Annotated in this window: 22 protein-coding genes; 20 read left to right on the top strand and 2 right to left on the bottom strand. The window is 53.9% G+C overall.

Annotated features, from left to right (window positions below):
- The first annotated feature begins 70 nt into the window (after window positions 1–70).
- On the top strand, window positions 71–400 hold the full coding sequence (locus tag ACH50O_RS14105) for a hypothetical protein (RefSeq protein WP_446808420.1): 330 nt from the start codon (window positions 71–73) through the stop codon (window positions 398–400).
- Between the two features lie 152 nt (window positions 401–552).
- Here ACH50O_RS14105 and ACH50O_RS14100 read toward each other — a convergent pair whose 3' ends face one another.
- A complete protein-coding gene (locus ACH50O_RS14100; protein ID WP_446808419.1) occupies window positions 553–1002 on the bottom strand; it encodes a hypothetical protein in 450 nt (149 codons plus the stop codon).
- Between the two features lie 539 nt (window positions 1003–1541).
- Here ACH50O_RS14100 and ACH50O_RS14095 point away from each other — a divergent pair.
- From ACH50O_RS14095 to hypD, 16 genes are all read left to right on the top strand, one after another.
- Window positions 1542–2633, top strand: a complete 1092-nt coding sequence (locus ACH50O_RS14095; protein WP_197492485.1) for a hydrogenase small subunit — start codon at window positions 1542–1544, stop codon at window positions 2631–2633.
- Window positions 2633–4429 (top strand): nickel-dependent hydrogenase large subunit, encoded by a 1797-nt coding sequence (locus ACH50O_RS14090; RefSeq protein WP_446808418.1) that lies wholly within the window; start codon window positions 2633–2635, stop codon window positions 4427–4429. The genes ACH50O_RS14095 and ACH50O_RS14090 overlap by 1 nt, the downstream gene beginning before the upstream one ends.
- Window positions 4430–4438: 9 nt before the next feature.
- Window positions 4439–4654: a hypothetical protein gene (locus ACH50O_RS14085; RefSeq protein WP_446808417.1), complete on the top strand. Its 216-nt coding sequence runs from the start codon at window positions 4439–4441 to the stop codon at window positions 4652–4654.
- Entirely contained in the window at window positions 4651–5346 is a 696-nt protein-coding gene (cybH, locus tag ACH50O_RS14080; protein ID WP_446808416.1) for a Ni/Fe-hydrogenase, b-type cytochrome subunit, read from the top strand. The genes ACH50O_RS14085 and cybH overlap by 4 nt, the downstream gene beginning before the upstream one ends.
- A gap of 89 nt (window positions 5347–5435) precedes the next feature.
- Window positions 5436–6122 (top strand): HyaD/HybD family hydrogenase maturation endopeptidase, encoded by a 687-nt coding sequence (locus ACH50O_RS14075; protein WP_446812151.1) that lies wholly within the window; start codon window positions 5436–5438, stop codon window positions 6120–6122.
- Between the two features lie 17 nt (window positions 6123–6139).
- Window positions 6140–6418 carry a HypC/HybG/HupF family hydrogenase formation chaperone gene (locus ACH50O_RS14070; RefSeq protein WP_446808415.1) on the top strand — a complete coding sequence of 93 codons (279 nt, stop codon included), beginning with the start codon at window positions 6140–6142 and terminating at the stop codon, window positions 6416–6418.
- On the top strand, window positions 6415–6837 hold the full coding sequence (locus ACH50O_RS14065; protein WP_446808414.1) for a hydrogenase: 423 nt from the start codon (window positions 6415–6417) through the stop codon (window positions 6835–6837). The genes ACH50O_RS14070 and ACH50O_RS14065 overlap by 4 nt, the downstream gene beginning before the upstream one ends.
- Window positions 6838–7471: 634 nt before the next feature.
- The gene (locus ACH50O_RS14060; protein ID WP_446808413.1) at window positions 7472–8416 is read left to right on the top strand and encodes a hypothetical protein; all 945 of its coding nucleotides are present in this window, start codon (window positions 7472–7474) and stop codon (window positions 8414–8416) included.
- Between the two features lie 413 nt (window positions 8417–8829).
- The gene (locus tag ACH50O_RS14055) at window positions 8830–9678 is read left to right on the top strand and encodes a hydrogenase expression/formation protein (RefSeq protein ID WP_446808412.1); all 849 of its coding nucleotides are present in this window, start codon (window positions 8830–8832) and stop codon (window positions 9676–9678) included.
- Entirely contained in the window at window positions 9675–9896 is a 222-nt protein-coding gene (locus ACH50O_RS14050) for a rubredoxin (RefSeq protein ID WP_446808411.1), read from the top strand. Before ACH50O_RS14055 ends, ACH50O_RS14050 begins: the two co-directional genes overlap by 4 nt.
- A 2-nt stretch (window positions 9897–9898) precedes the next feature.
- Window positions 9899–10360, top strand: coding sequence for a [NiFe]-hydrogenase assembly chaperone HybE (gene hybE, locus ACH50O_RS14045; RefSeq protein WP_446808410.1), 462 nt, complete (start codon window positions 9899–9901; stop codon window positions 10358–10360).
- The gene (locus ACH50O_RS14040) at window positions 10361–11518 is read left to right on the top strand and encodes a Ni,Fe-hydrogenase I large subunit (RefSeq protein ID WP_446808409.1); all 1158 of its coding nucleotides are present in this window, start codon (window positions 10361–10363) and stop codon (window positions 11516–11518) included.
- Between the two features lie 12 nt (window positions 11519–11530).
- Window positions 11531–11872 carry a hydrogenase maturation nickel metallochaperone HypA gene (gene hypA, locus ACH50O_RS14035; protein ID WP_446808408.1) on the top strand — a complete coding sequence of 114 codons (342 nt, stop codon included), beginning with the start codon at window positions 11531–11533 and terminating at the stop codon, window positions 11870–11872.
- Window positions 11872–12693 (top strand): hydrogenase nickel incorporation protein HypB, encoded by an 822-nt coding sequence (gene hypB / locus ACH50O_RS14030; RefSeq protein ID WP_446808407.1) that lies wholly within the window; start codon window positions 11872–11874, stop codon window positions 12691–12693. The genes hypA and hypB overlap by 1 nt, the downstream gene beginning before the upstream one ends.
- A gap of 29 nt (window positions 12694–12722) precedes the next feature.
- The gene (locus ACH50O_RS14025; RefSeq protein WP_020483413.1) at window positions 12723–12950 is read left to right on the top strand and encodes a HypC/HybG/HupF family hydrogenase formation chaperone; all 228 of its coding nucleotides are present in this window, start codon (window positions 12723–12725) and stop codon (window positions 12948–12950) included.
- Window positions 12947–14056 carry a hydrogenase formation protein HypD gene (gene hypD / locus ACH50O_RS14020; protein ID WP_446808406.1) on the top strand — a complete coding sequence of 370 codons (1110 nt, stop codon included), beginning with the start codon at window positions 12947–12949 and terminating at the stop codon, window positions 14054–14056. The genes ACH50O_RS14025 and hypD overlap by 4 nt, the downstream gene beginning before the upstream one ends.
- An 83-nt stretch (window positions 14057–14139) precedes the next feature.
- Here hypD and ACH50O_RS14015 read toward each other — a convergent pair whose 3' ends face one another.
- On the bottom strand, window positions 14140–14397 hold the full coding sequence (locus tag ACH50O_RS14015; protein ID WP_446808405.1) for a hypothetical protein: 258 nt from the start codon (window positions 14395–14397) through the stop codon (window positions 14140–14142).
- Window positions 14398–14734: 337 nt separating this feature from the next.
- On the opposite strand from ACH50O_RS14015, the gene hypE reads away from it, so the two are divergent.
- Genes hypE through ACH50O_RS14000 form a run of 3 tightly spaced genes read left to right on the top strand, consistent with a single transcriptional unit; the run spans window position 14735 to window position 18013 of the window.
- The gene (gene hypE / locus ACH50O_RS14010) at window positions 14735–15700 is read left to right on the top strand and encodes a hydrogenase expression/formation protein HypE (protein WP_446812150.1); all 966 of its coding nucleotides are present in this window, start codon (window positions 14735–14737) and stop codon (window positions 15698–15700) included.
- Entirely contained in the window at window positions 15700–17208 is a 1509-nt protein-coding gene (gene hypF, locus ACH50O_RS14005) for a carbamoyltransferase HypF (protein WP_446808404.1), read from the top strand. Before hypE ends, hypF begins: the two co-directional genes overlap by 1 nt.
- A complete protein-coding gene (locus ACH50O_RS14000; protein WP_446808403.1) occupies window positions 17201–18013 on the top strand; it encodes a Kae1-like domain-containing protein in 813 nt (270 codons plus the stop codon). Before hypF ends, ACH50O_RS14000 begins: the two co-directional genes overlap by 8 nt.
- The last annotated feature ends 13 nt before the right edge of the window (window positions 18014–18026 follow it).

Below are 18026 nucleotides of genomic sequence, written 5' to 3'. Positions count from 1 at the left end.
CTGAGAATCAGGAGCCAGGGGTGGCCCGAGCCCAATAATTATAAAAACGATCAAATCGAGAGCCCGCATCATGAAACTGGAAACCCAATTTAGCAATTCGCAATTGAAACGAATCAACGTGCAAGCGATGCTATACATGTGTTCCTGTCCGTCGCAGGTCAGTGCACAGATCGACAGCCTGCGCCGGCTGTTCGACTATCAGGCCAATTGTTCCGAGCGCAGTCGAGGCGAGGTACAAACCCAGGTGCATCGGCGCATTGCCGATGCCACCCAAAAAGCCCATCTGATTATGGAACAGTGTCTGAAAGATGTGCTGGATTTGGAGGGGTGGGATCCGGAAACCCTGGAAATGCCGGCCGGCCTGCGGGCCTTACTGGAGCAGGAGCTGGACGACGAGTAAAGGACCGGTGGGAGACCGGTCCGTGGTGTCCGGCGGGGGGCGGATAAGGCCGATTGTCCGGTTAATTCGCCGGCTGGGTAGGCATTAAATCCAGCCTTGCTCGGTCGGATTTTTGGCGTTTGCCGCAAGGGCTGTTTGTCGGGCTGTGTTTATCACTGTCCGTATTTTTGTTCCATTTGGCGGGATAAAGCTTCGGCTTCCGCGTCAGACATGTTTTCCAATTCCTGCAGGGTTTTGCCGGTTACTTGCTTCACCGCCGCCTCGCCTTGGCCTTGACTCAGCGCATTGTGGGCTTCCTGTGCCGCGCGATTGGCCTCTTCCGTGGTTTGTTTAAGCTTGGCGTCGTATAAGCGATTCACTTCCGCATCTGATTTGCCCTTGGCCGCCGTTCCCAGGCTTTGGCGCTTGCTGTCCATTATTTCCCTGTTTGCTTTGGCATTGGCTTCGCCGAGCATTTTTTGCGTCTCCCGTTCCCTGGCTTGTTCGGCGCGTTGCGCGGCTTCGCGCTTGGCTTGTTCCTGCGCTTCCAGTTCCGGATCCCAATCCGCTAGGCAGTTGCTGCTAAGTACGCTTAGCAAAATCAGCATGATAACGCGGTTCATAAGTACTTCTCCTGGTGCTGCGGTGGCCGTCGGCTAGTTGGAGCTTGATGCCGTTTTCCGCATTAATTATTGTGAGTTAATTCCATCCAAAATCTTCGCGGACGGTTATTCACTGTAGTCGTCCCCCCTTAAATCTGTCAACCAAGAGCGGCACGGATTTAAGGACCCGCCATGCTTAAATCCAAATTTGTGTCGTATTTCCGGCAATCTTTGTATGGTTTTGTTGGATTTGTTAGTTAGCAGACAGAAGCTTTGTCTGGCAAAACGTCAATTGTCTCACTATCGTAAAGGTTTTCGCGGCGCCATATGGCCGGCATGGATGTTGCTCCGGCTTTGCGGTGCAGCGCCGGTAGCGAAGCTTATTCGGCGCTGCCACCTAAATAATAACAATCAAACGTTTTCAACCGTCCTGAATATCCGGTCGGCACAGCTGCGGGGACGGCTTTGAAAACTTGCTGTTGAAGATACTGGATAACGACAATCGCGCGCTGCCGTCAAGCCAGTCACTTCGATTAGCCACAACGACGACTGGAGTGTCCATGATCGAAACCTTTTACGATGTGATGCGCAGGCAAGGCATCACCCGCCGCAGTTTTCTGAAATTTTGCAGCTTAACTGCCGCTTCGCTGGGCCTGTCGCCGGCTTTCGCGCCGAAAATAGCCCATGCCATGGAAACCAAACCGCGCATCCCGGTGTTGTGGTTGCATGGTTTGGAGTGCACCTGCTGTTCGGAGTCCTTTATCCGTTCGGGTCATCCGCTGGCCAAAGACGTGATTCTCTCGATGCTATCGCTGGATTATGACGACACCATCATGGCTGCCGCCGGTCATAACGCTGAAGCCATCGTCACCGAGATTGTCGAGAAATACAAAGGCAATTACATCCTGGCCGTAGAAGGCAATCCGCCACTGGCCGAAGACGGCATGTATTGCATCATCGGCGGCAAGCCGTTTGTAGAACAACTGAAATACGCGGCAGAAAGCTGCAAAGCCATCATTTCCTGGGGCTCATGCGCCTCCTGGGGTTGCGTGCAGGCCGCGAAGCCCAACCCTACTCGCGCCACGCCGGTACACAAAGTACCTGGTTTGGCCGACAAACCCATCATTAAAGTGCCCGGTTGCCCGCCGATTGCCGAAGTGATGACAGCGGTGGTTGCCTATCTCTTAACCTTCGACAAGTTACCGACCTTGGACAAACAAGGCCGGCCGCAAATGTTCTACAGCCAGCGCATCCACGACAAATGCTACAGACGGCCGCATTTTGACGCCGGTCAGTTCGTCGAGCAATGGGATGACGAAGCCGCCCGCCAAGGCCATTGTCTCTACAAAATGGGTTGCAAAGGGCCAACCACCTATAACGCCTGCTCAACAGTCAAATGGAACGAAGGCACCTCCTTTCCGATTCAATCCGGCCACGGCTGTATCGGTTGTTCCGAAGACGGTTTCTGGGATAAAGGCAGCTTTTACGACCGCCTCACAGGTATCAATCAATTCGGTATCGAAGCCAATGCCGATGTGGTCGGCGGTACGGCCGCAGCGATTGTGGGTGCCGGCGTTGCCGCGCATGCTGGTTTGACGGCCTTGAGTCGCGCTAAACAAGCCGGGGATAAACAACCAGGAGCAGAACAATAATGACAGTCCGAAACACCCCCAATGGTTTTAATTTAAATGATGCCGGCCGTCGCGTCGTGGTCGATCCGGTTACCCGCATCGAAGGCCACATGCGCTGCGAAGTCAATATCGACGACGACAATATCATCCGTAACGCCATCTCCAGCGGCACCATGTGGCGCGGGCTGGAAGTGATTTTAAAAGGCCGCGATCCGCGCGATGCCTGGGCCTTCGTGCAACGCATCTGCGGCGTCTGCACCGGTACCCACGCCCTGACATCGGTGCGGGCGGTCGAAGATGCCTTGAAAATCAAGATCCCGGAAAACGCTAATTCGATCCGCAACATCATGCAGCTTAGTCTGCAAGCGCACGATCATTTGGTGCATTTCTATCATTTGCATGCCTTGGATTGGGTAAACCCGGTCAATGCCTTGAAGGCCGATCCGGTGGCCACTTCGGCTTTGCAGCAACAAATTTCGCCCAGCAATCCCAAGTCCTCGCCGGGCTATTTTCGCGACACCCAAAACCGGCTGAAAAAGTTCGTCGAATCCGGTCAGCTTGGCCCGTTCAAGAACGGTTACTGGACCAATCCCGCTTATCTGTTGCCGCCGGAGGCCGATTTGCTGGCGGTGACCCATTATCTGGAAGCGCTGGATTTTCAAAAAGACATTATGAAAATCCGCACCATCTTCGGCGGCAAAGATCCTCATCCGAACTGGCTGGTCGGCGGCGTACCTTGCGCGATCAATCTGGACGGCGTCGGTGCGGTTGGCGCGGTGAATATGGAACGTTTGAATCTGATTTCTTCGATCATCGACCGCACCATTACCTTTATCGACCAGGTTTACATTCCTGATCTACTGGCTATCGCCCAGTTCTACAAAGGCTGGTTGTACGGTGGTGGATTGTCCGGCGCTAGCATGCTGTCTTACGGTGACATCCCGGACAAAGCCAACGATTATTCCGCCGCCAACTTGCTGATGCCACGCGGTGCGATCATCAACGGCGATCTGACCAAAGTCCACGAAGTCGATTTGACCGACCCCGAGCAAATCAAGGAATACGTGCCGCACTCCTGGTACAAATATCCTGACGAGGCGCTGGGATTGCATCCTTGGGACGGCATCACCGAACCGAACTACAAAATCGGCGCTAAAACCAAGGGCGACCGCACCAACATCCAAGAGCTGGACGAAAGCGCCAAATATTCCTGGATCAAAGCCCCGCGCTGGCGCGGCCATGCGATGGAAGTCGGTCCGCTGGCGCGCTATGTGATCGGTTATGCGCAAGGTAACAAGGAAATTACCGAGCAAATCAATTTTGTGCTGAAAACTCTGGACGTGCCGGTCAGCGCCTTGTTCTCGACCTTGGGCAGGACAGCGGCACGAGGCCTGGAAGCGCAATGGGCCGCCGGCAAGATGCGCTATTTCATGGACAAGCTGATGACCAATCTCAAAGCCGGTGATCTCAGTACCGCCAATGTCGAGCGTTGGGACCCGGAAACCTGGCCGAGCAGCGTCAAGGGTGTGGGTTTTACCGAAGCGCCACGCGGAGCTTTGGGTCACTGGTTGAAAATCGAAGACACCAAAATCGCCAACTACCAATGTGTGGTGCCGACCACCTGGAACGGTTCGCCGCGCGATGAGCAAGGCAATATCGGCGCGTTCGAGGCTTCGTTGATGAACACCAAAGTCGAAGTGCCGGACGAGCCGGTGGAAATTTTGCGCACCCTGCATAGTTTCGACCCGTGTCTGGCCTGCTCGACGCATGTGATCAGCCCCGACGGTACCGAATTAACCCGCGTCCAAGTCAGATAAGGAATAGCCATGAAAAATTTGTGTTCGATTCTGTTCCTGCTAGCGCTGGCCGGCAATGCCCAAGCGCACAGTCATCCCGGTGTCGACAGCTTAATGCATGCGTTGGAACATCTGTTTTTGATCCAAGGCCTATCCATGCCTTACGCATTGGGCGCCAGTTTGTTGGTTCTGGTGTTGGCGGTGGCTGCGGTATGTTGGGCGAGCCGGTGGCGGAGACCGTTATGAGCGCGCCGCTCGCCCCTGTTTATGTCTACGAACTGCCGGTCAGGCTCTGGCACGCTGTTAACGCGCTGGCGATCACGGTGCTTGCGGTAAGCGGTTATCTGATCGCATCGCCGTTGTCCTCTCCGGTCGGCGAAGCGAGCGAGCATTATCTGATGGGCTATATCCGCTTCGCGCATTTCGCCGCAGGCTATGTGTTGGCGATTGGGTTGTTGGGGCGTTTGTACTGGGCCTATGCCGGCAACGAACATGCCCGGCAGATTTTTCTGCCGCCCTTGCTGCAAGCCCATTTCTGGGACGGCGTCTTACAAGAAGTGCTGTGGTATGCGTTTTTGACCAAGTCGCCGCGCCACTACATCGGTCATAACCCGCTGGCAATCTTGGCGATGCATTTCGTGTTGGTGTGGGGCTCGTTATTCATGATCTTCACCGGCTTTGCCTTGTACGGCGAAGGCGAGGGGCAGGGTAGTTGGCAATACACGCTGTTCAGCAGTTGGTTGTTGCCCTTGTTTGGCGATAGCCAAACCGTGCACACCTGGCATCATCTGGTGATGTGGTTCATCGTCTGCTTCGTGTTGATTCATATCTACGTCGCGGTGCGCGAGGACAAATTGTCCGGGCAAAGCATGCTGTCCACCATAGTGAACGGGTGGCGCACTTTTAAGGACGACAAGCCGGTGGACGATGCTCATTAAATTCGTAGGGTGGGCACGGTTTTGGTGCCCACGCGGAATCGAACGGTGGGCACTTGACTGCGCCCACCCTACGTTTGTCTAAGCGGGTCATGGCAAGTACTTCATCCAACATTCTACTACTCGGCATCGGCAACCTGCTCTGGGCCGATGAAGGTTTTGGCGTGCGGGTCATCGAGCATCTGCAAAAGCACTACCGTTTCCCGGATAACGTGCAGGTAGTCGATGGCGGTACCCAGGGCGTGTATCTGATCGAGCATGTGCAGGCGGCGGACGTATTAGTGGTGTTCGACGCGGTGGATTACGGCTTGCCGCCGGCCACTATCAAACGGGTAGAAAACGACGAGGTGCCGAATTTTCTGGGCGCCAAGAAAATGAGTCTGCATCAAACCGGTTTTCAGGAAGTATTGGCGCTGGCGCAAATGCTCGGTCAATACCCGCAGCATTTGCTGCTGATTGGCGTGCAGCCGGAAGAGCTGGAAGATTACGGCGGCAGTCTGCGGTCCGCCATCAAGGCGCAGATTCAGCCGGCTATTGATATGGCTTTAGCGTATCTACAAGACTTTGGCGTGAGTGCGGAGTGTGTGGATCTGCCTGGCGAGTTAGCCGATCCGATCTTGAACATTCAACGCTACGAACAAGAACGCCCCTCGCCCGACCAAGCCTGCCGCTTGGGTGACGACCGCATCGTATTATCCGCCGCGTTCGAAGTGAAACCGCCTTCCGCTTCCGATATGCCCAGCCTGCAAGTCGATGTCGATTATCGGGGCAAATACTGATGTGCATCGGCATCCCCATGCAAGTCATCGAGCCGCGTGGCAGTGCCGCGCTGTGCGAGTATCGCGGCCAAACCACCCTGATCGACATGATGTTGGTTGGCGAACAAGCCGCCGGCACCTGGTTGCTGGTGTTTTTGGATGCGGCGCGAGAAGTTATCTCCGCAGAACGAGCCGCGCAAATTGCCGATGCCTTAGAAGCCATGCGCTTAGCCATGCAAGGCGAAACCAACTTCGATCATTTATTCGCAGACCTGGTCGACCGCGAACCCGAATTGCCGGAGTTTTTAAGAACATGAGCACACCCTTGCTGGAACAACTGCAAACCCGCCACGGCCTGCCGCTGCTGGATGCCGACGGTTATGATTTGTTCGTACACGGTCATGACACCGTCGTACTGTTCTTTGCCAACGATCCGGTGACGTTTCCGGAAAGCCATGATGTGGCGGTGATTTTGCCGGAGTTATTAAAAGCCTTTGCCGGGCGCCTGCATGGCGCGCTGATCGACAAATCCATCGAACGCGAGTTGCAGGCCAGATTTAGATTTACCAGTTGGCCGTCCTTGGTGTTTTTGCGCGGCGGCGAGTATTTGGGCGTGATTACCGGGATTAAGGATTGGGCGGAATTCGGGCAAGAGTTTGCCATGATTTTGGCCGCCGAGACGGGGCAGCCGCCGGGGTTTGATCTTGGCAAGGTTTGTGGTGTTGGGCATGCTTAGCTAGTTTTTGACGGTGCTTGCTATCAATGTTCGAAGGTTTTGAATAACTTAACGGTCTAATTCCCTCTCCCTGCGGGAGAGGGCTAGGGTGAGGGGAATCTCATCGGCTCTTTAACAATTTGGTGTCGTTATCGCGACGAATATGTCGTTAGTTTTCTTATTTCTAACCTCCAGGTTGGAAACTTTTGCCTTGGAAGCTCTAGCTTCCGTGTCTTGTCGAGTAGATGTGTCGCTGTCGCGACGGGTGTTTTAAAGTCGGGTCTCGGCCCGACAGCCGAGATACTTTCTTTTGCTTGGCCAAAAGAAAGTATCCAAAGAAAAGGCCACCCGACATTCCGCCTTAATCCTGTGCTTCTCGCTTTTGGCGAGGGTTTTCGGAAGGACCATTCCTGGCCCTCCGAAAACGAGCGGCATCCCTGCCGCTCCCCTGCGGGCTGATCTCACCAAAAGCTGCGATGCTCGGGGCGGAATAACGGGAATTGACCCTCGCGAAATTTAAAGTTGTTACGAAATTTTGTAAGTTAGACTTGCGATGTTGTTGTAGGATGCTGCCGACTACATACAATGTTGCGCTAAGAATTAATACGATATTTGACGGTATTAATTATTTGGCTTTATCAAAGGATTAAATTTGATGTCTCCTAACTTAACAGAAACTCAGAAAAAAGAATTAACTAAATTAGAAGGAAAATTAAAAGTTTCATCAAGAGTTGGTAATTATGAGGAAGCAATAAAAATTACCTCAAAGATCCAGGAGCTTCTAAGACCAACAGGGCATGAAACAAGATTAATGGAGTCGAAGAATAGGCTGTTTGAAACAGCGATGGTTGCAGGTAAATTTGGCACAGCTAGTCGAGGATTTATTGGTGTAAGAAAAAAGGTATCATCCAAAACAAGATTATATTTAGAGGCAACAGCACTATTGGCAATTTGCTATATCAGAAGCAAGTCATTAAGTGAAGCAAGACCTTATATGATAGAAGCTTTAAATTGCGCAAAAAATATTAAGTCCGAACGCAAAAGGAAAGAATTCAGGATTTATTTATCAAAACGTTTTGAAGATGAGGCTATTTTAGCCTCGCTCTCTAGCGACGATAAGCTAAATTCCTATGTCGATAGAATTCAAGAAGATGCCGGTCTATTGGTAAGACAAAAACATGAAGATGATATATTGATTCAGTTGGGGCAATCGGTCTCTGATAGTGCCTTAGACTTTATAGAAAGTGTTCATGTTGAGTCAATAAAACAGCTTTCCTATGATGAAAGAATCAAATTACCTTCTCCTAAGGAAAGTAGAAACACAATATTTTTTGGTAAAAGAGTTTTTGAGGTTTTTCAAGGTGTGTTGTGGAGAGCTTTATGCGATAAAAGCAGTGAGGTTTACAAGCTTTGGTTTACCAACGGAATTAGTGCGGTTTTAGATAAAAAGTACCTTACAACTGCGATAATAGGAGCAATGGCCGAAGTCAAAGTTGGTGCTTATGCAATTGCAGTTTATGTTACCGCAATAATAATAAAAATTGGAATTGAAACCTATTGCCAACTTGCTAAACCTCATTCCGTAATGGATTGCAGATGATTAGATGACTTTCAGATTTTAATCCTTGAACGGGCAAATCCTGTCGCTAGGCTAGGTTAGGCAAAATTGCCCACCCTTCATTTTCCGAGATTCCTTTTAATTTTTGGAACGGTTTTGGTCCCGTTATTCCGCCCCGAGCATCGCAGCTTTTGGCGAGATCAGCCCGCAGGGGAGCGGCAGGGATGCCGCTCGTTTTCGGAGGGCCAGGGATGGCCCTTCCGAAAACCCTCGCCAAAAGCGAGAAGCGCAGGATAAAGGCGGAATGTCGGGTGGCCTTTTCTTTGAATACTTTCTTTTGGCCACGCAAAAGAAAGTATTTCGGCTGTCGGGCCGAGACCCGACATGCAAAACCAGCCTCGCGATAGCGACACCAAATAAAACAAACACCTCTTAATTCAACAAACCACCAAAACATGACCAGCATATCTCTCCCAATTTTCGGCCAAGGCAGCCAACCCGCCGAGGAAGATGGCGTCGAACTCGACTATCTAGCGATGCCGGAAGAAATGACCACCTACCGGATGCCGACGATTTCGGTGGACTTGAACGCGGCCGATCTGGCGCAGGCCAAAACCGTGTCGCAGCAACTGGAACAGGATTTAGCGACGTACCCGGCAAACAGCCAAACCATAGATTTGATAAGTCTGGATCAAACCAATCGCCAGTTCGTCGACGAACTGCTCGGCGAAGGCGAAGTCAGCATGCTCTGTAACGGCGCGCAAATCCTACGGATTCAGGAATCGGTGTTGGCCGGTGTCTGGCGTTCTCAGCTCCTTGATGCGCAAAAGCAGATTGTCACCGATATTTTGGAGGTCGGCATCATCCCTCAAGCCATCCTGCAAACCGCATTTAACAATGCCGCCGAGAGCATCAGCACCGACATGAGCGCCTTACCGGACGGGGTAATGAATGCGCCGCCGCTGTTGGCGGAATTGAACGCCAAGATCGCCGAGTATCAACCCGGCACCGAAGCGCATATCATCAACCTGAGCCTGCTGCCGCAAACCGAGCAGGATTTGGCGTTTCTGGAACAACGTTTGGGCAAGGGCGCGGTGACGATTTTGTCGCGCGGTTACGGCAACTGCCGGATTGATGCTACCGCCACCCGCAACGTGTGGTGGGTGCGGTATTTTAATTCGCAGGACACCTTGATTCTGAATACGCTGGAAGTCAGCGAGGTACCGAATGTGGCGTGCGCGTCGGCGGAAGATATTGCCGACAGCCACCAACGCTTGCAGGAAATCTTGCAGGTGTATTTGTGAGCGAAGGCTTTTTCGCCGGGGCTTACGGCGGCGATGCTTCGCGCTTGCCTCCAGAGGCCAAGCTGGAATGCAAGATTTGCTGGCATGTCTATGACCCGGCCGAAGGCGATGCGGTTTGGCAAGTGCCGCCTGGCACTGCCTTTGTCGATTTGCCCGACCATTGGAGTTGTCCGCAATGTGGCGCGCCGAAGCAGGGCTTTTTGGTGCTGGACGACTAAGTATGCACTGGCAGGACGGTGAGCAGATTCGGCGGACCTTGGAAGTGGTGTTTAACGACATTCTGACCACGCGGATGCACGATATGCCAGTGTTGAATCCAGCTTTAGTGGTGCGGGCGCTTGGGTTTACTCGGTACAACGCCGATTGGGCTGGCGTGTTGATTACGCCGTGGTTTATGAATGTGTTGCTGCTGCCGAGCGCGGAGAGCCGGTGGGTAACGCAAGTGCCGGGTACCAAGTTTGAACAGGCCTTTCCCTACGGTGGTTTTGAGTTTACCGTTGCTGACGAGGCGCAACTGGCACGCTACGCGCAGTGTTCGTTGTTTTCGCCGATGTTTCAATTTGCCGATCAAGCGGCGGCAGTGGCTGCGGCAGACAGCGCGTTGCAGGCCCTGCTGACCGGTCCCGCGCCGCGCGCGATCAGCCGCCGCGATTTGTTGCGCGGCAATCTGGCAAGGCCTTAGGTGACGCCGGCTGGCGAGATTTCTATCGAAGTGACGCATCGAGCCGGCCAGGTCTGCTCGGTGAAAATAGGCTCAACCCGGCCTGACGCGGCGCGGGTGTTGATCGGTAAAACGCCGGAGCAGGTGTTGAGCATGGTGCCGCTGCTGTTTTCTTTATGCGGCAATGCGCAAGCTTACTCGGCGTTATTGGCCTGCCGCGCCGCCTTACGGATGCCCAGCCAGCCGCAAGCAGCCGCCGCTCGGGAATGTTTGGTTCAGCTAGAATCTGTGCGTGAACACGCCTGGCGGATATTGCTAGATTGGCCTGGCTTGCTGGGCGGGGCGGCGGATAAAGACACCGTTGCCGGTTTATTGAAGCTGGATAGGCAGTTCAAATCATGCCTGTTCGGCGACTCCGAGGCGTTTGAGCTGGATAGTCGTTTGCAGATTGACGCAGTGAGTCTGCAAGGTTTACTGGATGAGTTGACCGGTTTGATTGATCGAGCCATTTTTGCTGGTGGGCAAAATCGCTTTCTGGCTCTGACTGACGAAGGGCAACTGCAAGACTGGCTGGATGGCAACATGGCGCTGGCCGCGCAACTGTTGAATACGCTGTACCTACGAGAGTGGCAGGCGTTGGGGAATAGCCATGTGGCCGGTTTGCCGAGCTTGGACCCGGCTGAACTGAACAGGCAGATGCAAAACATCGATCTATCGGCGTTTTGCCGGATGCCGCAGTGGCGGGGTCAGTGTTGCGAATCGACGCCATTGAGTCGTCAGCAAAGAGGGTCGTTGCTCGCGGATTTACACAGCCACTACGGCAATGGTTTGCTGCCTCGCTTTGTTGCCGTGTTATTGGAGGTGGCTGCTATCCCGCAGGGCTTAACACCATCGCTTGGAACGATGCCGGTGTATGCCGCCGATGGTGTCGGTCTGGCTCAAGTACAAGCAGCGCGAGGCTTATTGATTCATCGCCTGGAGTTGCGCCAAGGCCGGGTGTACGATTACCGCATCGTCGCGCCTACCGAATGGAATTTTCATCCCGACGGCGTGCTGGCCCAAGGCTTAAAGTCTTTGCGAGCCGACGATGCGGATGGCTTGTGGCGGCAGGCGGAATGGCTGATCGACGCGGTCGATCCTTGCGTGCAATACCGGCTTGTACTGACGCCGGAAAACTAACAGAGTATCAATATGCATGAAATGTCGCTCTGCGAGAGCGTGTTACAGATCATCGAACAACAGGCTAAGGCCCAGCATTTCGCCAAAGTCAAAACCGTGTGGCTGGAGATTGGCGCCTTGTCCGGTGTGGAGCCTGACGCGATGCATTTTAGTTTTGAAGTAGTGATGCAAGGCTCGTTGGCGGAGCAGGCCAAGCTGGAAATTATCCCAGTGCCGGGCGTGGCTTGGTGTATGCCGTGCGGCTGCGAGGTGTTGGTGCAACAGTTATACGACGAATGTCCGCACTGCGGCAGTCATCAATTACAGATCGTCGGCGGCGATCAAATGCGGATTAAAGAACTGGAGGTAGAGTAATGTGCGGCGTATGCGGCTGCGGCGAGGGCCCTATTCACTCGCACGACGAACCACATGATCACGAGCATGCTCATGATCATAGCCATGACCACGGACATCACCATCATCACGAACATAGCGCGGAACATGCTCATGCGCCGGGTTTGACTCAGGCGCGGATGGTACAAATCGAACAGGATATTCTCGCGAAGAACAATCGTTATGCCGACGAAAACCGCCGCTATTTCAGCGAGCGCGGGATGTTGGCTTTGAACTTGGTTTCTAGTCCGGGTTCCGGCAAAACCACGCTGTTGACTGAAACCATTCTGCGGTTGAAAGACGAGTTGAGTATCGCGGTGATCGAAGGCGACCAACAAACCGCTCGCGATGCCGACCGCATTCGCGCTACCGGCGTGCCGGCCTTGCAAATCAACACCGGCAAGGGTTGCCATCTGGACGCGCACCGGGTTGGTCATGGCTTGGAAAGCCTGAATTTGCCCGAACATAGCCTGCTGTTCATCGAAAACGTCGGCAATCTGGTGTGTCCATCGGCTTTTGATTTGGGCGAAGCGCACAAAGTGGTAATCCTGTCGGTCACCGAAGGCGAAGACAAGCCGATCAAATACCCGGACATGTTTCATGCCGCCGATCTAATGATCCTGAACAAAACCGACCTGTTGCCGTATCTGGATTTTGACAGTGCCCAATGCATTAGTTACGCGAAGCAAGTTAACCCGCGCATCAAGGTCTTATCGCTATCGGCCAAGACTGGTGAAGGCATGGAAAACTGGCTGACCTGGCTGCGCGCCGAGATGGCTTTGCAGCGGATAGCGTATGCTTAACCGACTTTGCCGCAAATTTTAATACCGCTATGTGCCTAGCCCTGCCTGCTCAAATTACAGATATTGATTTTGCAACCCAGATGGCAACAGCCTCAGTGGATGGCGTCAAGGTGGAAGTGTCGTTGGCTTTGGTGGATGATGTAAAAGTCGGCGATTACGTGCTGGTGCACGTCGGTTACGCGTTGAACAAGATCGACGAGGACGAAGCGTTGAAAACGCTGGCATTGTTTGCCGAAGCCGGTTTGACCGCCTCATGAAATACATCGACGAATTTCGTCAGCATGACGTGGCCAAGCACCTGGCGCAAGTCATTGCCCAGACTGTTAAGCCTGAGAGGCATTATCGCTTGATGGAATTCTGCGGCGGTCATACTCATGCGATTTTTCGTTACGGCGTGCAGGATTTAATGCCGAGTAATGTCGAGTTCATTCATGGCCCCGGCTGCCCGGTGTGCGTGCTGCCGACGGGACGCATCGACAACGCGATTCAGCTGGTCGAGCAGCATGATGTCATTCTCTGCACCTACGCAGACTTGATGCGGGTGCCGGGTGGCGGCAGGCAAAGTCTGCTCAAAGCCAAAGCGGCCGGCGGCGATATTCGCATGGTTTACTCCACTCAAGATGCTCTAAAGATTGCCCGCGACAATCCGGGTCGGCAACTCGTGTTTTTCGCGATTGGCTTTGAAACCACTACGCCGCCGACTGCCGTTGCCATTAAACAGGCACAGACCGAAGGGCTGACTAATTTCTCGGTGTTTTGCAACCATGTTCTCACCCCGTCAGCAATGCAGGCTATTCTGGATGCGCCAGAGCCGGTGGCTATCGACGCTTTTCTTGGCCCCTCGCATGTCAGCAGCGTGATCGGTAGCAAACCCTACGAAACCTTCTCTGACCATTACGCCAAACCTATTGTTATCGCCGGGTTCGAACCACTGGATGTGATGCAGTCGTCGTTGATGCTGATTCGGCAACTCAACGATGGCCGGCATGAAGTGGAAAACGAATACAGCCGGGCGGTGACGCGCGACGGCAACGTCAAAGCGCAAACCTTGATGGCGGAGGTGTTTGAGCTGCGTCCGCAATTCGAATGGCGCGGTCTGGGACTGATTCCGAATAGTGCGTTGAAGCTAAAAGCCGATTACGCCGAATTCGACGCCGAACGCCGCTTCGATATGCCGGCTATCAAGGCTAGCGATGTGAAAGGCTGCGAATGTCCGGCTATCCTGCGTGGGGCGAAAAAGCCGCAAGATTGCAAATTGCTGGGCACGGTTTGTACGCCGGAAAACCCGATGGGCTCGTGTATGGTATCGTCGGAAGGTGCCTGTGCCGCTTATTGGAGTTATGGTCGGCTGCGACAAGGCTAAGGTGAGTTTTTAGAAGAGGTGGACACCGATAGAAATGCCCACCTTGATTCGTCCCGTTTTACGGCGGGATGAGTGAGCCGGGCTTATTTATAGATTTCCGCTGCAGCCGCTTTTAATTTTGCTTCGTTGCCTTGCATGGGTTTCATCATATCGTTTTTAGACGCTTTAGCACCTGCGACTAATTCGTCGGCGGTTTTGAATTTGGCTTTTAAAGCGTCAACAGCCGGCGCTACGGAACCGTTGTGGCAACCTTTACAGGTGTCCGCTTCGCCAGCTGTAGACAGGGATGGGGTTAAGGCGACGGTAGCGACTGCCAGCATTGCAAATAGTTGATTTTTCATTGTAAGTTTCCTCGTGGTTTTAATTATTGTATTTATCGGCATCGCTTCAACACTTTATGAAAGGTGTGGCATGTGCAACCGATGGTGCGGATGGACTTAATCATCAGCGGAAGTTTTCTATCACAGCATGAAATTCGAAGCAAACATCTCGAATTTTTTAATTCACGGCAGAATTATGCGGAAAGTGGATTTGGTCTTATCTGCAAATTACTTTAAGCATTCCAGCCTTGGAATTAAGTTCACTAACGAGACCTAAACCGTGTCAGAGCGCTACGCAACCCCTTTAAATCTTAAATCCGGCTACGTCGATCTCAGCCACGGTGGCGGTGGCAGGGCGATGGCGCAGTTGATCGACGAGCTGTTCATCAAGCATTTTGATAACGAGCTGTTGCGTCAGCATAACGATCAGGCTTTATTCAATCTGCCGGCTGGACGCTTGGCGATCAGCACCGACGGCCATGTCATTTCCCCGTTGTTTTTTCCTGGAGGCGACATCGGTTCCTTGGCGGTGCACGGCACGCTGAACGATGTGGCGATGTCCGGTGCCAAACCCTTATATCTCTCGGCAGCTTTTATCTTGGAAGAGGGTTTACCGCTGGCTGATCTGGAAAAAATCGTCATCAGCATGGCCGCCGCCGCCAAGGCTGCCGGCACGCCGATTGTTACCGGCGATACCAAGGTGGTGGAGCGCGGCAAGGGTGACGGCGTGTTTATCACCACTACAGGTGTGGGCCTGGTGCCGGATAGCGTGACTATCGCCGGCGACCGAGCTGAGCCGGGTTGTGCGATTTTAGTCAGTGGGTCGATTGGTGATCACGGTGTGGCGATCATGGCCAGCCGGGAGAATCTGCAATTTCAGACCACTATCGTTTCCGATTCAGCGGCCTTGCATGGTTTGGTCGCCGATTTGGTGGCAATCGCACCAACGTCCATACGCTGCTTGCGTGATCCGACACGCGGCGGGCTGGCCACCGCTTTAAACGAGTTGGCCAAACAATCCGGTGTCGGTATGGTCATCGACGAAGCCAAGATTCCGGTCAAAGCCGAAGTCAAAGCCGCCTGCGAAATTCTTGGTCTCGATCCTTTATACGTGGCCAACGAAGGCAAACTGGTCTGCATTTGCGACGCCGCTGCCGCCGACGACTTGTTGACCGTAATGCAACAACATCCGCTGGGCCGTGACGCGGCTATCATCGGCCAAGTTGTCGAAGATCCGCACGGATTCGTGCAGATGACCACGGCTTTCGGCGGGCGGCGTATCGTCGATTGGCCGGTTGGCGAACAGTTACCGCGCATCTGCTGATGCCCGGTAAGGCGATCCGCGCCCGAGGCGTGGTGCAGGGCGTCGGCTTTCGGCCGGCGATCTGGCATCTGGCACGCCAACATCGCCTGACCGGCTCGGTATGGAACGATGGCGAAGGCGTAATGATTCATGCCTTCGGCACAGACCAGGATCTGGCCGTCTTTGTCGCGCAAATACCCTTGCAGCTACCGTCGCTCGCTCGCCTGGATAGCTTGGAAGTTGGAGAGCTGGCCGGCTCCGCGCCTAGCGAATTTCAAATTGTTGCCAGTCGCCACAATGGCATTGATACCCCCATCTCGGCCGATGCCGCGACTTGCCCGGATTGTTTGGCTGAAATAGCCGACCCGCTAAATCGCCGTTACCGCTACCCCTTTACCAACTGCACCCACTGCGGCCCGCGTCTTTCCATCGTTAGGAATGTACCTTACGACCGCTGTGATACCAGTATGGTGGAATTCCCGATGTGCCTGAATTGCCAACTGGAATACGCCGATCCTTCCAACCGGCGCTTTCACGCCCAGGCCAATTGCTGTCCGGTATGCGGGCCGAAATTACGGTTGGAGGATAAACATGGTCAGATCCTGGCTGCGGCAGATCCGCTTTACCGCGTTGTCGAATTGATCCGCCAAGGCTACATTGCCGCCATCAAAGGTCTGGGCGGCTTTCATCTGGCTTGCGACGCGAGTAATGCGGAGGCCGTTGATAGGCTCAGACAACTTAAGCGCCGTTACGCCAAACCGTTTGCGCTGATGGCCAGGGATATTGCTATGGTAAGCCGTTATACGTCCGTCAGCCCTCAGGAACTGTCAGCATTACAGGAGCGCGCCGCGCCGATTGTATTATTGCGAGCTGGCAGCGAAGCCTTGGCTGCCGGCGTTGCACCCGGCGATGACAAGCTAGGCTTCATGTTGCCCTATACGCCATTACACACCCTACTGGTGCAAGAACTGGATGCGCCTATCGTGTTGACCTCGGGCAATATTTCCGACGAACCGCAATGTACCGATAACGCCGATGCGCGGGAAAAACTGGCCGGCATTGCCGATTATTGGCTGCTGCATGACCGGGAAATTGTTAATAGACTGGACGATTCGGTGCAGCGATTGATGGACGGCCGGATGCGTACGCTGCGCCGGGGGCGCGGCTATAGTCCCGAGGCTTTGAGGTTGCCGCCGGGTTTTGCAGAGTCGGGCAACATTCTGGCGATGGGCGGCGAGTTGAAAAACAGCTTTTGTTTGCTGAAAAACGGCCGGGCCATCGTCAGCCAGCACATCGGCGATCTGGAAAACGCCGCCGTGCAACAAGACTACCGGCAAGCCATCGATTTATACAGAAAGCTTAACGCCTTTCGACCGGTCAAAATTGCGGTTGATAAGCATCCGGGTTATCTGTCGACCCAATACGGACAGATTCTGGCTGCGACCGAAACAGCGGAATTCAGCCGGCGTCCAGCATCATCATGCCCATCTCGCGGCTTGCCTCGCGGAGTATGGCGTTGGGTTGGATGAGCCGCCGGTATTGGCGGCGATCTTCGATGGCCTGGGCATGGGGGAGGATGGCAAATTATGGGGCGGCGAGTTCTTGCTCGGCGATTATCGCCGTTACACCCGGCTCGGGCATTTTCAGCCTATCGCCTTACTCGGCGGCGCTCAGGCTATGCGCGAACCCTGGCGGAATACTTATGCGCAACTGCGGCACTATTTCGATTGGAAAAGGTTACAGAACGATTATGCGGACGTGGAAATCATGCAGTTGTTGGCGGTTAAGCCTTTGGCGACGCTGGACACGATGCTGGCAAAAAATCTCAACTCGCCGCTCAGCAGTTCCTGCGGCCGTTGGTTCGATGCTTTCGCGGCTGCATTAGGTTTACATGCCGACCGGGTCGATTACGAAGGCCAGGCAGCGATAGCGTTGGAAGTATTGGCGACTCCAGTTTTTGCCGAAGAACAGCCTTACCCGCGAGCCTGGGATATTGCCAATGGCACCGGCCTGAAAGTGCTAAGCTGGCAGGGCTTATGGCAAGCGGTGCTGAATGATCTGCAAAGCGGTACCGACAAGGCTCGCATCGCTGCCCGTATCCATCATAGTCTCGCCGCCGAGACGGTCGATGTGTTGAATGGCTTGAGCGGCCAAACCGGCGCGAATAGCATCGTCTTAAGCGGCGGTGTATTTCAAAACCGCTTGTTGCTGGAAGCCGTGAGCGAGCAATTGCGCCAACGCGGTAAAACAGTATTGGCGCCGCAACGTTATCCAATGAATGATGGTGGATTGGCCTTGGGGCAGGCTGTGATTGCGGGAGCTTCGAAAAGCTAACAAAAGAGCCTAT

The organism is Methylomonas sp. 2BW1-5-20 (assembly GCF_052474515.1).
The sequence above is the reverse complement of the archived record's forward strand: the minus strand, read 5'-3'. Positions and strand labels throughout refer to the sequence as shown.

Excerpts from the sequence above, each read along its gene's own strand:
- hypD (WP_446808406.1), top strand. The coding sequence starts at position 12,947 with ATGAAATACATCGACGAATTTCGTCAGCATGACGTGGCCAAGCACCTG.
- ACH50O_RS14025 (WP_020483413.1), top strand. The coding sequence starts at position 12,723 with ATGTGCCTAGCCCTGCCTGCTCAAATTACAGATATTGATTTTGCAACC.
- ACH50O_RS14070 (WP_446808415.1), top strand. The coding sequence starts at position 6,140 with ATGCAAGTCATCGAGCCGCGTGGCAGTGCCGCGCTGTGCGAGTATCGC.
- ACH50O_RS14075 (WP_446812151.1), top strand. The coding sequence starts at position 5,436 with ATGGCAAGTACTTCATCCAACATTCTACTACTCGGCATCGGCAACCTG.
- ACH50O_RS14105 (WP_446808420.1), top strand. The coding sequence starts at position 71 with ATGAAACTGGAAACCCAATTTAGCAATTCGCAATTGAAACGAATCAAC.
- ACH50O_RS14065 (WP_446808414.1), top strand. The coding sequence starts at position 6,415 with ATGAGCACACCCTTGCTGGAACAACTGCAAACCCGCCACGGCCTGCCG.
- ACH50O_RS14085 (WP_446808417.1), top strand. The coding sequence starts at position 4,439 with ATGAAAAATTTGTGTTCGATTCTGTTCCTGCTAGCGCTGGCCGGCAAT.
- hypE (WP_446812150.1), top strand. The coding sequence starts at position 14,735 with ATGGCGCAGTTGATCGACGAGCTGTTCATCAAGCATTTTGATAACGAG.
- cybH (WP_446808416.1), top strand. The coding sequence starts at position 4,651 with ATGAGCGCGCCGCTCGCCCCTGTTTATGTCTACGAACTGCCGGTCAGG.
- hypB (WP_446808407.1), top strand. The coding sequence starts at position 11,872 with ATGTGCGGCGTATGCGGCTGCGGCGAGGGCCCTATTCACTCGCACGAC.
- hypF (WP_446808404.1), top strand. The coding sequence starts at position 15,700 with ATGCCCGGTAAGGCGATCCGCGCCCGAGGCGTGGTGCAGGGCGTCGGC.
- ACH50O_RS14100 (WP_446808419.1), bottom strand. The coding sequence starts at position 1,002 with ATGAACCGCGTTATCATGCTGATTTTGCTAAGCGTACTTAGCAGCAAC.
- ACH50O_RS14015 (WP_446808405.1), bottom strand. The coding sequence starts at position 14,397 with ATGAAAAATCAACTATTTGCAATGCTGGCAGTCGCTACCGTCGCCTTA.
- ACH50O_RS14060 (WP_446808413.1), top strand. The coding sequence starts at position 7,472 with ATGTCTCCTAACTTAACAGAAACTCAGAAAAAAGAATTAACTAAATTA.
- ACH50O_RS14095 (WP_197492485.1), top strand. The coding sequence starts at position 1,542 with ATGATCGAAACCTTTTACGATGTGATGCGCAGGCAAGGCATCACCCGC.
- hybE (WP_446808410.1), top strand. The coding sequence starts at position 9,899 with ATGCACTGGCAGGACGGTGAGCAGATTCGGCGGACCTTGGAAGTGGTG.
- hypA (WP_446808408.1), top strand. The coding sequence starts at position 11,531 with ATGCATGAAATGTCGCTCTGCGAGAGCGTGTTACAGATCATCGAACAA.
- ACH50O_RS14090 (WP_446808418.1), top strand. The coding sequence starts at position 2,633 with ATGACAGTCCGAAACACCCCCAATGGTTTTAATTTAAATGATGCCGGC.
- ACH50O_RS14055 (WP_446808412.1), top strand. The coding sequence starts at position 8,830 with ATGACCAGCATATCTCTCCCAATTTTCGGCCAAGGCAGCCAACCCGCC.